10 protein-coding genes are annotated in these 12,454 nt (G+C 63.0%); 6 read left to right on the top strand and 4 right to left on the bottom strand.

Going from position 1 to position 12,454, the window contains the following annotated elements; genetic code table 11:
* Window positions 1-73: 73 nt before the first annotated feature.
* Window positions 74-796 (top strand): START domain-containing protein, encoded by a 723-nt coding sequence (locus DKW65_RS00900; RefSeq protein ID WP_162925630.1) that lies wholly within the window; start codon window positions 74-76, stop codon window positions 794-796.
* A gap of 7 nt (window positions 797-803) precedes the next feature.
* Here DKW65_RS00900 and pta read toward each other — a convergent pair whose 3' ends face one another.
* The 4 genes from pta to glnK form a co-directional block, all read right to left on the bottom strand.
* Window positions 804-2,882, bottom strand: a complete 2,079-nt coding sequence (gene pta / locus DKW65_RS00895) for a phosphate acetyltransferase (RefSeq protein ID WP_111655479.1) — start codon at window positions 2,880-2,882, stop codon at window positions 804-806.
* Window positions 2,882-4,129, bottom strand: coding sequence for an acetate kinase (locus tag DKW65_RS00890; RefSeq protein ID WP_111655478.1), 1,248 nt, complete (start codon window positions 4,127-4,129; stop codon window positions 2,882-2,884). The genes pta and DKW65_RS00890 overlap by 1 nt, the downstream gene beginning before the upstream one ends.
* A gap of 146 nt (window positions 4,130-4,275) precedes the next feature.
* Window positions 4,276-5,517, bottom strand: coding sequence for an ammonium transporter (locus tag DKW65_RS00885; protein ID WP_111655477.1), 1,242 nt, complete (start codon window positions 5,515-5,517; stop codon window positions 4,276-4,278).
* 66 nt (window positions 5,518-5,583) lie between these two features.
* A complete protein-coding gene (gene glnK / locus DKW65_RS00880; RefSeq protein ID WP_111655476.1) occupies window positions 5,584-5,922 on the bottom strand; it encodes a P-II family nitrogen regulator in 339 nt (112 codons plus the stop codon).
* Between the two features lie 374 nt (window positions 5,923-6,296).
* Between glnK and DKW65_RS00875 the strand changes: the two genes are divergently transcribed.
* From DKW65_RS00875 to DKW65_RS00855, 5 genes are all read left to right on the top strand, one after another.
* A complete protein-coding gene (locus DKW65_RS00875) occupies window positions 6,297-6,545 on the top strand; it encodes an accessory factor UbiK family protein (protein ID WP_111655475.1) in 249 nt (82 codons plus the stop codon).
* Window positions 6,545-7,579, top strand: a complete 1,035-nt coding sequence (locus DKW65_RS00870; RefSeq protein WP_111655474.1) for an ankyrin repeat domain-containing protein — start codon at window positions 6,545-6,547, stop codon at window positions 7,577-7,579. The genes DKW65_RS00875 and DKW65_RS00870 overlap by 1 nt, the downstream gene beginning before the upstream one ends.
* 105 nt (window positions 7,580-7,684) lie before the next feature.
* Window positions 7,685-8,260, top strand: coding sequence for a TetR/AcrR family transcriptional regulator (locus DKW65_RS00865; protein WP_162925629.1), 576 nt, complete (start codon window positions 7,685-7,687; stop codon window positions 8,258-8,260).
* Complete coding sequence (locus DKW65_RS00860) at window positions 8,257-9,321, top strand: efflux RND transporter periplasmic adaptor subunit (protein WP_111655472.1); 1,065 nt, start codon at window positions 8,257-8,259, stop codon at window positions 9,319-9,321. Before DKW65_RS00865 ends, DKW65_RS00860 begins: the two co-directional genes overlap by 4 nt.
* A gap of 11 nt (window positions 9,322-9,332) precedes the next feature.
* A complete protein-coding gene (locus tag DKW65_RS00855) occupies window positions 9,333-12,377 on the top strand; it encodes an efflux RND transporter permease subunit (RefSeq protein ID WP_111655471.1) in 3,045 nt (1,014 codons plus the stop codon).
* Window positions 12,378-12,454 lie beyond the last annotated feature (77 nt).

The following is a 12,454-nucleotide window of genomic DNA, read 5'->3' as shown; positions in this document are numbered from 1 at the left end:
TGGCCTTCACGGACATACTCCCGTTCTGGCACATTGGTGCGCCTTCGATGATGCAAGACAGATGGAGTACCGCATGCCTCTACGCCGCATTGCAGCCGTTTTGTTGCTGCTTTTCCCGACAACGCTGCTGGCGCAGCCCGACTCCGAAGCGGAATGGGAACAGAACCGCAAGGCCCGTGAGCGTGGAGACGTCAGCACCTATGCCCGCCCGGTGGAAGGCAGCTCCATCAACCAGTTCCGCGGCATCGTGGAAGTGCCCCACCCGCTGGTCACCGTCATGGCCGTCATCAGCGATGTGGCCAACTTCGACAACTGGGTCTTCCAGTGCAAGGGCACGGAAATGCGTGAGGAAGAATGGGGGCCGGAGCACGCGCGGGTGATGATTCGCGGTATCTGGCCGGTGTCGGACCGTGACGTGCTGGTGCGCAGCCATTACGAGCAAGACCCGGATACGCTGGCGGTGACGGTGCACTCCACCGCCACCGATGACGTGTTCGACGAGCAGCGCGGTTACGTGCGCATCCCGGCTCTGAACAATGTGTTCCGCTTCGAACCGCTGGACGACGGCTGGACCCGCATCACCTTCCAGACCTTCGTCAATCCGGGCGGCGCCATTCCCGCGTGGCTGTCCAACTTCGTCTCCACACGCGCCCCGCTGCAAACGCTGGAAGGCATGAAGGCACAAATGGACAAGGACGCCTACCAATTGCGTTCACCGGAAGAGCTGCCGTCGATCCTGCCGGGCAGCCCGCAGCTGGTCTTCCCTGACAATCACCGCGCCAGCACCCGGCTGTAAGTCCGGGTCAGCGCTGCATGGTGGCCTGAATCGCGGTCAGCGCGATGGTGTAGACGATGTCTTCCACCAGCGCGCCGCGTGACAGGTCATTCACCGGCTTGTTCAGGCCCTGCAGCATCGGCCCGACGCTGACACAGTTGGCGCTGCGCTGCACCGCCTTGTAGGTGGTGTTGCCGGTATTCAGATCCGGAAAAATGAAGATGGTTGCCCGCCCGGCCACCGGGCTGTCCGGCGCCTTGGCGCGGGCGACACTCTGGATCGCGGCAGCGTCATATTGCAGGGGGCCATCAATCAGCAGGTCCGGGTCACGCGCCTTCGCCAGCCGCGTCGCCTCCCGCACTTTTTCCACATCACTGCCACCGCCGGACTCGCCGGTGGAATAGCTCACCATGGCCACACGCACCGGGACGCCAAAGGCCTCCGCGGAGCGCGCGCTCTGGATAGCGATTTCTGCCAGTTCTTCCGCCGTCGGGTCCGGATTCACCGCGCAATCGCCATAGACCAGCACCTGGTGCGGCAGCAGCATGAAAAAGACGGACGAGACCAGATGGTAGCCCGGCGCCGCCTTGATCAACTGCAGTGCAGGGCGAATGGTATTGGCCGTGGTGTTCACCGCACCGGACACCAGCCCGTCCACATCACCCTGGGCCAGCATCATGGTGCCCAGCACCACCGTATCTTCCAGTTGGGCCAGCGCCATGGGCTGGTTAAGCCCCTTGTGCTTGCGCAAGGCCACCATCGGGGCCACGTATTGCTCGCGAATAGCCTCCGGGTCGATCACTTCCAGCGCCTCGGGCAGTGTGATGCCCTGGGCGCGCGCCACCTTCTCCACCTCCGCCGGCGGCGCCAACAGGACACACCGGGCAATGCCGCGGTTCTGGCAGGTCACGGCGGCCTGAATCGTGCGTGGCTCGCTGCCTTCCGGCAGCACGATGCGCTTGTTGGCGGCCCGTGCCTGTTCCACCATCCGGTAACGAAAGGCCGAGGGTGACAGCGTCGGCTCCTTCGGCATGCCACAACGCGCCAGCAACCATTCACCGTCCAGCCGCGCGGCCACAAAATCCGTAACCTGTTGTGCCCGCTCACGATCATCCACCGGAATTTCACGGCTCATGCGATCCAGATTGGTGGCCGTTTCATAGGAGCCGGTCTCCACCGTCATGACCGGCAGCCCGGCGTCCAGAGCGCCCTGGCACAGCGTCATGATGCGCGGGTCCGGTTTGAAGCCGGTGCATAACAGCAGCCCGGCCAGCGGCACCCCGCGCGCGGCGGCCAGACTCGCCGCCAGAATGATGTCGTCACGATCGCCCGGGGTCACCACCAGCACACGCGGCTGCAACAAGTCCACCGTATTGGCCACCGCACGCGCGCACAACACGATGCGTTCAGCACGGCGTGTTTCGTAGTCCCCGGCATGGAGGATTTCAGCACCCAGCAACTCCGCCACGTCACGGGTGCGGGGCGCGCTCAGCGTCTCGTCCCACGGAATGCTGCCCAGCAACCGGAAACTGTTGTCGGCCATCTGCGGCAACCGTTCGCGCAAACCGTCATGCAGTGCTTCATCACGAATCTTGTTAAGAATGACGCCCAGCACGCGCTCATTGCCCGGCCCACCGAACTGGCGCGCATTGATTTCGATCCGGTCTGCCAACGCCTCGGCGCTGTCGTTGTCAGACGCCGCCACCAGAATCACATCAGCATCCACGCTGCTGGCCAACTCTGCATTCAGGCGCTCGGCGTAACTGACCTTGCGCGTCGGCACCATGCCTTCCACCACGACGACATCGTTGCCCTTTGCCGCCTGATGGAAACGCTCGACGCCCTCCTGCAGCAGATCGGCCATGCGGCCCTCACTGAGCATGCGCTCTGCCCGCGCCAGCGATAACGGTTCCGGCGGGGTCATCCCCAGCGTCGCCGCCACCAGCGCCGTGGAGCGCTCCGGCCCGCTGTCACCGTGCTGGTTCTGGGCAATGAGTTTGCAGAAACCGACCTTGAGACCGGCGCGCTCCAGCGCGCGAATCAGGCCAAGGCTGGCGGAGGTCAGGCCGACACCAAAGCCGGTCGGGGCGAGAAAGAAAACCTGCATTACGTCCCTCTTTCTGTCGGGCTGTCCGCATCAAGGCAGGCCAGCGATTCCATGGCAATCTGACGCTCTTCGTCTGTCGGCACCACCAGAACATGTATCGGCGTCGAGGTCTTCTCGATAGCGCCCGCCACACCGCGCACGCATCGCTGGTTGGCCTCGTCATCCAGTGCCAGGCCCAGCATACTCAGGTGCGCGATGGTGGTGGCCCGGATCAGCGGGGAATTTTCGCCAATGCCGCCGGTAAAGATGACGCCATCCAGGCGTGTCAGGGCACAGCACAGGCTGGCCAGGGACTTGGCCAGCCGGTAGCAGAATACCTCGATGGCCAGCGTCGCGCCGTCATGGCCCTGCGAGCGCGCCTGTTCCAGCTCGCGCATGTCATTGCTTAACCCGGACAAGCCCAGCAGCCCGCTCTCGCGATTCAGCACCGTGTCGATTTTTTCCAGTGACCAGCCCAGGGTGCGACCAAGAAAACCATGCAGGTTGGGATCGACATCACCGCTGCGCGTGCCCATGACCAGCCCTTCCAGTGGGGTAAACCCCATGCTGGTATCACGGCTTGCACCCGCCTGGACCGCACAGGTCGAACAGCCATTGCCCAGATGCGCTGACAGCCAGCCGCTGTCGGCCGGTGACAAGCCGGTCATCCGCGCCGCCTCATCAGTGACATAGCGGTGACTGGTACCGTGAAAACCGTAACGCCGCACCCGTTGCTCCGCGTACAACGCTTCCGGTATGGCATACCGGTACGCATACGCCGGCATGCTCTGATGAAACGCCGTGTCGAATACGGCGATATGCGGCAACTGCGGGAACAGTGCAGTGGCCGCCTCAATCCCCATGAGATTGGCCGGATTATGCAGCGGCGCCAGCGCCGCCGCGTCCTGGATAGCCTGGCGTGTTGCGTCGTCAATCCTGCAGGCGGCGGTAAAATGCTCACCGCCATGCACCACCCGATGACCCACCGCCGTCAAACGGTCACCAGCACACTCGCGCACCACGGGCAGCAATGCTTCCATCGCCTGCCGAGGGTCCGCCTGGCCCAGAGCGCGTTCCTGCCGCGACGATGACCCATCGCCATGCTGCCAGCGCAGCCAGGCCTCATCACTGCCGAGCCGGTCCGCCAGCCCGTGCAGCACAAAGCCACTGCGCTGCTCGTCCACCAGTGCAAACTTGATCGACGAACTGCCGCAATTGATCACCAGCACAAGCCGTGAGGCGTGTTCTGACGAGGCGTGTTCTGACATGGTGCTGCTCCAGCCTGCTATCTCCACAGGCCTACCTTAACGCCCCGCCACAGATTTGTCCGGCATCGGAAAACCGGGAGCGGCAGCCGAAACCAGAAAAGGGCGCCCGAGGGCGCCCTTCCTGTTTCCGGACTGTCGTTTGTGGATCAGTTGCCTTTGACGAATTCCGGGTAGGCTTCCATACCGCAGTCGGCAAGGTCCATACCGGCGTACTCGTCTTCCTCGGCGACACGGATGCCCATGACGGCCTTGAGGATGCCCCACACGATCAGGCTGGTGACGAATACCCAGACAAAGATCGTCAGGCCGCCGATGATCTGGCCGGAGAAGCTGGCGTCGCCAGTGACCGGTACCAGCATCAGACCCAGGATACCGCAGGTGCCGTGTACGGAGATGGCACCGACCGGATCGTCGATCTTCAGCTTGTCCAGGGTCAGGATGGACATGACCACCAGCAGACCGCCCAGCGCGCCGAAGAGGGTGGCCAGCAGCGGGCTCGGGGTATCCGGGCCAGCCGTGATGGTCACCAGGCCAGCCAGCGCACCGTTGAGCAGCATGGTCAGATCAGCCTTGCCGAACAGGATGCGTGCCAGCACCAGAGCGCCCAGCGCACCACCGGCCGCAGCCGCGTTGGTGTTCATGAACACGATGGCGACATCGTTGGCCGCGTCAGCCGAAGCGGTAGCCAGTACGGAGCCACCGTTGAAGCCGAACCAGCCCATCCACAGGATGAAGGTCCCCAGAGTCGCCAGCGGCAGGTTGGCACCCGGAATGGCGTTCACCTGACCGTTCGGGCCGTATTTGCCTTTACGGGCACCCAGCAGGATGACACCGGCCAGCGCTGCAGCAGCACCTGCCATGTGCACGATGCCGGAGCCTGCGAAGTCAGCGAAGCCCAGCGCATCCAGGTCATACAGACCGAACACCGGCGCACCGCCCCAGGTCCAGGCACCGGACATCGGGTAGATGAAACCGGTCATGACCACGGCGAAGGCCAGGAAGGCCCACAGCTTCATACGCTCGGCAACCGCACCCGAGACGATGGACATGGCGGTGGCCACGAACACGACCTGGAAGAAGAAGTCGGCAGACGGTGCGTAGGTTTCTTCAGCCACGTAAGCGAAGCCTTCTTCTACGCCCTTGTCCATGATGCCGGACAGGAAGAAGCCGCCTTCGTACATGATCGCGTAACCGCACACCAGATACATGGTGCAGGCGATGGCGAACAGGGCCACGTTCTTGGTCAGGATCTCGGTGGTGTTCTTGGCACGCACCAGACCGGCTTCGAGCATGGCAAACCCGGCGGCCATCCACATTACCAGCGCGCCGCATATCAGGAAGTAGAAAGTATCGAGCGCAAACTGCAGCTCTGAGATTTGGTATTCCACGGTGCAACCCTCCGAATGGAAGCGTCAGTCAACTAAATTAGGCATGGATCGTTGGTTGACGGTGTTTCAGACGGCGTCTTCGCCAGTCTCCCCAGTACGAATCCGGATCGCTTGCAGCAATTCGGTCACGAAGATCTTGCCGTCACCGATCTTGCCGGTGTTGGCGGCCTTCGAAATTGCTTCAATGACCTGGTCCAGTGAGCCATCGGCGATGGCGACTTCGATCTTCACCTTCGGCAGAAAATCAACGACATACTCGGCGCCGCGATAGAGTTCGGTGTGGCCTTTCTGACGCCCGAAGCCTTTCACTTCGGTGACAGTGATGCCCTGAACCCCGATCTCGGACAGCGCCTCGCGCACGTCGTCAAGCTTGAAAGGCTTGATAATGGCTGTGACGAGTTTCATGTCAGTCTCCTGTGGCTTGCACCGCACTCGCGGCGCCTTCCGTTCCCCTGTTAAGGCATGAGGCGACGCCTCATACCTGTTCAGCAGCGAGCACCTGGCTCTTGCTCATTACCACCGGCTGTTGCCAACCGGCCTGACAGGCCTTGCGCGGTTCGCACCGCAACACGACCTGCGTTGCCCTGCTTGATTGCACGATCCATGCCTATTTTGAAATCGCTTGCAAATTCAGAGGGTTAAACGCGATACACAGGGTTGCCCCTGCGCAGCGGGGGCCATTATAGCGCACGGGTTTGGTGCACTCCCCAATTTGGTGCACGCGCCGGAGCGACGCACACCGTGTTACCATGGCGGCCCCACGATAACAGGCTTTAAGCATGAATGACGTCCCCCTGATTGATCGTCTGGTGGCGGATATCAGCCGGCGGCTGCCCGCCGGTCTCGGCGAATTCCGCGAGGAGGTCGAGCGCAATGTGCAGGCCGTCCTGCGCGAGGCCATCGGTCGGCTGGATCTGGTCAGCCGCGAGGAGTTTGATATCCAGCAGCAGGTTCTGGCGCGCACCCGCGAAAAGCTGGAGGCCCTGGAGCGTCAGGTGGCGGCACTGGAGCATCAGGACCACTCCTGATGCTCCTGCTGCGCTGTCTGGCGGCCCTCCTGACGCCTGGTCTGCTCACCCTCGGTCTGCTGACCCTCGGTTTGCCCACTCGGCCAGCGCTGGCCGAGGACCCGACCGCCGCACTGGCCCAGGCGCTGCGCGCCGAGGCGCCGGACGAGACCCTCGATCAATTGCACCAGGACGGTGCAAGCGTGACCTTGCTGGCCCGACAGCACCCCACGCTGCTGGCCGAGCTGCACGCCGAGCGGCGGCGAACCGCCGACTGGCTGCTGGACACCGGCTTTCCTCCTGATCTCCCCGACAGCACGGGCGACACTGCCCTGCATCACGCAGTATGGCAGGGTGATTTGCAACGCGTTCGAGCGCTGCTGGATGCGGGCGCCCTGCCCGAACCCGCCCTGCTCCGCGACGCGGTGCGCAACGCCCGCCTGCCACTGATCAGCGCCCTGGCCGAGGCCATGCCTGATCGCCATGAACGTGTCCCTGACCTGCTCGCTGCCTATCTGGGGGAAGGCGGCCAGAATGTGGCCGTGGTCGAATGGTTGCTGCTTGATGGCGCCGACCCTGAGGCACGCAATGCACTGGGGGACAGCGCTGTGCTGGCTGCGGCCCGGCTGGGCCGCGATGACCTGGTGCGACTGCTGCTGCACCACGGCGCCAATCCCGATGCCGTGAGCGACAGCGGTTGCGACCTGCACTGTTTCTACCGGGACAGCCGCGCGGGCCTGCTCGACAGGCTGCCCGAGATCAACCAGCGTCCACTGGCCTTCCTGGTGCTGGCCGCCATGCCCGTGTCGCTGTTCTACTTCGTGCTCGCCGGGTGGCAGCTCTACCGGCACCGTCCCCTGCTCCCGATCACGCTGATGACCCTGCTGGCGCTGCTGGTCATGGCACTGGCCGCCGCCACGCTGTTCTACCGATGTACCCCCTGCCTGGTGCCTCCCGGTACAAATCAGTTTGTACTCACTTCTGCTCTAGGCCTTATATTGTCCGTATCGGGATGTCTGGCTTGGCTTTCCCGACCCTATAGTCGCCGATTTTGAGGCCACCCCCTTGTCGCCCCGAAACCCGGCGATATAATGGCGCCTCATTTACTGTACCAACCAGACGGTATAGAACAGGCCGTATGGAACAGACGGAAGACCCACATGCGACGGCGAAAACCCTCACCCGGCGAACCCAATACCCGGGATCAGATTCTGGATGCCGCACAGCAGATTGCCGCCACGCACGGTGCCGGCCATGTCACGCTGGATGCTGTAGCCCGCGAAAGCGGCCTGAGCAAGGGCGGTGTGCTGTATCACTTTCCGAACAAGGATGCCCTGATCAATGGCATGCTTGAGCGACTGATCGAGCGCAACGCCGCCGCGCGTGAGGCACTGGAGGCATCGCTGACGGACAAACCGCATTCCGTGCTGCGCGCCATGATGCACGCCCGCGACCCAGCCCACCGCTCGCTGGACCCGGATGTCGCCATGGCCGTGCTGGCGGCCGCGGCAGAAAAACCGCAACTGCTGGACCCGATGCGCGCGCATATCCGGCAATTGTATGAACGCATCGTGGCGCAGAACGGGGATGGCGATCTGGATCTGGCCCTGCTGCTCTGGGCCACCGCCGACGGCCTGCTGTTTCAGGACCTGCTGGCGCTGTCCCCCCTTGATCCCGATCACCGCCAACGCCTTGATCGTCGCTTGCTGGCCCTTACCGAGGAGCTGCTGACATGAAAACCCTGCGTCATCTTTCCCTGATACTGGCCAGCGCCAGCCTGTTTCTGCTCAGCGGCTGCGGCGACACGCCGCCTGAGGACGACGACGCGGGCCTGCGTCCGGTTCGCGTCATGACGGTGGGCGGCGATGTCGGCCTGACCAGCCGCCGCTTTGTCGGCCGCGTGGACGCCGTCAGCACGGTCGACCTGTCCTTCCAGGTGGGCGGCCGGATCGCCGAATTGCCGGTACAACAGGGCAGCGTTGTGCAGGCCGGCGGCCTGATTGCCGCGCTCGACCCCACCGATTACCGTCTCGCCGTGCGCGAAGCCGAGGTACAGCGCGAGCAGGCACGCCGTGATCTGGACCGCCAACGCACGCTGCTGGAACGTGGCACCGTCTCTCCGGCGGCCTTTGACCAGGCCAAAACCCAGTATGACCTGGCCGACGTGGCGCTGGATAACGCACGGCGAAATCTTTCCTATACACGTATCAGTGCGCCCTTTGATGCACTGGTGACACGTCGACTCGTGGACCGGCACACCAATGTGCAGCCCAACACAACCGTCGTGCGCGTGCAGGATGTCACCGAACTGCGGGTGCATATCAACGTACCGGAACATCTGGTGCGGATATCCAGCGAAGCATCCCTGTTCGATGTCAGCGCCTTTTTCTCACAGCATCCGGACCGGCCGTTCAAGCTCGAATACCGCGAGCACGAAACCGAGCCCGATGCCGTGACCCAGACCTATCAGGTCAGCTTCGGCATGCCGCGCCCGGAGGATTTCAACGTGCTGCCCGGCATGACCGTAACGGTGGAGATCCGCACACGCGGTGCGCACGCCGACACCAGCTTCCAGATTCCGGTGGGCGCACTGGACATGACCGCCGACGGCGAGTTCCGTGTCTGGATTTACGATGAAGAAAGCCGCGCCGTCTCACCCCGCGCCGTCAAGGTCGGCCTGCTCGGGCTGGACCAGGCCACCATCATCGATGGACTCGACGCTGGCGACACGCTGGTCACCGCAGGCACCGTTTTCCTGCGTGACGGTATGCGCGTGCGCCCGTTCGAAAAATACTGAAGGAGCGCCCCATGGATATCGCCCGCGTCTCCATCGAACGTCCGGTCAACACCTGGCTGATCATTGCCGCCTGTCTGCTTGGCGGGCTCTGGGCGCTGTCATCGATCGGCCGGCTGGAAGATCCGGCCTTTACCCTCAAGCAGGCGGTGGTGGTGACCTCCTACCCCGGCGCCACGGCGGAGGAAGTCGAGGAAGAAGTCACCGAACTGCTGGAATCTGCCCTGCAGCAGCTGCCGCAGCTCAAGCGCGTCACCTCGAAGTCCATGCCCGGCGTGTCGGAAATTACCGTGCAGATCAAGGATCAGTACGACGGCAGCAAGATGCCGCAGGTGTGGGATGAACTGCGACGCAAGGTGAATGATGCCCGGCCCGACCTGCCGGAGGGGGCACGTACGCCACGCATCAATGACGACTTCGGTGACGTGTTCGGCATTTTCTATGCCGTCACGGCGCCAGAGTTCAGCGACCAGGAAATCCGCAATCTGGCCCGCTTCCTGCGCCGAGAGTTGCTGACCGTTCCGGGCGTCGCCAAGGTCACCACGTCCGGCGAGCCGACGGAAACCATCTATGTGGATATCAGCAACGAGCGGCTTTCCACACTGGGGCTGCCGGTTGAACAGGTGCTCAACACCATCCAGACAGAAAATGCCGTGGAAAGTGCAGGCGCCATCACCATTGGTGACCGCCGTGTCCGCCTGACCAGCCGCCCCGGTTTCGACTCCGTTGCCAGCATTGAAAGTCTGCGTATCGGTCGCCCCGGCTCCACGGAACAGATCAGCCTGGTGGACATTGCCGATGTCTACCGGCAAAGCACGGAAGTGCCGGACCACCTGATTCGCTACAACGGCGTACCCGCCTTCACACTTGCCGTGGCGGGGGTGCCCGATGCCAATATCGTCGAGGTCGGTCGCGCGGTGGATCGGCATCTGGCGACACTGGAGAATCGCATACCGCTGGGCGTCACCCTGCACCCCATCTACGAACAGCACGTCGTGGTGGACGATGCCATCAACAGCTTCATTCTCAGTCTGTTGTTGTCGGTGCTGATCGTCATCGGCGTACTGTGCCTGACCATGGGCTGGCGGGTCGGCATCGTCGTCGGCGCCACCCTGTTACTGACGGTGCTCGGCACCGTGTTGTTCATGCGCCTGCTGCATATCGAGATGGAGCGCATCTCGCTGGGCGCATTGATTATCGCCATGGGCATGCTGGTGGATAACGCCATCGTGGTGGCCGAAGGCATGCTGATCAACATGCAGCGCGGCATGCAGGCGAAAAATGCCGCCAGTGACGCGGCCAAACGCACACAGATCCCACTGCTCGGCGCAACCGTTATCGGCATCATGGCATTTGCCGGCATCGGCCTGTCGCCGGATGTGACCGGCGAATTCCTGTTTTCCCTGTTCGCCGTTATCGCAATTTCCCTGATGCTCAGCTGGGTGCTGGCCATTACCGCCACACCGCTGCTGGGTTTCTACTTTTTCCGTGTGGCCGCCAACGCCAGCGAGCTGGACCCTTATGCCGGTCGGCCTTACATGCTCTATCGTGATGCATTGGGCAAGGCCTTGCGCGCCCGCGGCAAGACCCTGGCGGCCCTGGCCGGCCTGACGGTGGTGGCACTGTTCGGCTTCGGCTTCGTCAAACAGGCGTTCTTTCCGGCCTCGAATACGCCACTGTTCTACGTCAACTATACGCTGCCCCAGGGCACCGATATTCGCGCCACGGCGCGTGATGTGGCGAAAATCGATGAGCTGGTGCGCGAGTATCCGCAGGTACAGTCGGTGTCGAGCTTTATCGGCCAGGGCGCCAGTCGCTTCATGCTGACCTATGCACCAGAGCAACCGAATACCGCCTACGGCCAGCTGATCGTGCGCGTCGGCCACCGCAACCAGATTCCGCCGCTGATCGACGAACTGCGCGACAGGCTGCCGCCGCTGTTCCCGGACGCCGAGATCTACACCCAGCGCCTGATGTTCGGCCCTGGTGATGGCGCCAAGATCGAAGCCCGTTTTTCCGGCCCGGACACTGATGTGTTGCGCCGCCTGGGCAATGAAGCCAGCAGCATCATGCTGGCCACGGAAGGGGTCACCGACGTGCGCACCGACTGGCGACAACGCGAGTTGGTGATACTGCCGCAGTTCAATGAGGAGCGCGCACGCGTGGCCGGCGTCGGCCGTGCAGAGCTGGCCCAGTCACTGGAGTTCGCCACCGCCGGGGTACGAGCCGGCACCTATCGGGAAGGCGATGAACAGATTCCCATTGTGGCCCGGCCACCGGATTACGAACGTCTCGACGCTACCCGCCTCGCCGATCGACTGGTGTGGAGCGGTAGCGAGCAAGCGTATGTGCCCGTCACCCAGGTCGTGGATGGTTTCGTCACCACCAGCGAAGAGGCTCTGATTCATCGACGCAATCGTGTACGCACATTGACGGTACAGGCCGAGCCGGAGGGAGATCTGACCTCTGACCAGGCGTTCCGCGCCGTGCGCGGTGCCATCGAAGGCATCACCTTGCCGCCCGGCTACCGCATGGAATGGGGCGGTGAATACGAGGACTCCCGTGAAGCCCAATCATCACTGGCCGCACAATTGCCGCTGAGTTTCCTGATCATGCTGGTGATCAGCATTCTGCTGTTCGGCAAGCTGCGCCAGCCAGCGGTAATCTGGCTGATCGTACCCATGTCCATTTGCGGTGTAACGCTTGGCCTGCTGCTGACCGGCATGCCCTTTACGTTCACTGCGCTGCTGGGCTTCCTCAGCCTTTCCGGCATGTTGATGAAAAATGCCATCGTGCTGGTGGATGAAATTGACGCCCAGATCAACAGCGGCAAGGAAGCGGTGCTGGCGCTCACGGATGCCAGCGTCAGCCGTTTGCGTCCGGTGTTTCTGGCAGCCGTGACCACCATCCTCGGTATGGTGCCGCTGCTCTGGGATGCATTCTTTTCCAGCATGGCGGTCACGATCATGGGCGGGCTGGCCTTCGCCACCGTACTGACGCTGATTGCCGTGCCCACCCTGTACGCCCTGTTCTTCCGTATTCGTGTGGCGGAACACTGACAATCATCGTCGGCGCTGACTGACAGACAGCGCGGGCCACCTTTGTCAGGCTCGTCGGATCAGATCCGGCGAGCCTT

Source organism: Isoalcanivorax indicus (genome assembly GCF_003259185.1).
GTDB classification, from domain to species: domain Bacteria; phylum Pseudomonadota; class Gammaproteobacteria; order Pseudomonadales; family Alcanivoracaceae; genus Isoalcanivorax; species Isoalcanivorax indicus.
The sequence above is the reverse complement of the archived record's forward strand: the minus strand, read 5'-3'. Positions and strand labels throughout refer to the sequence as shown.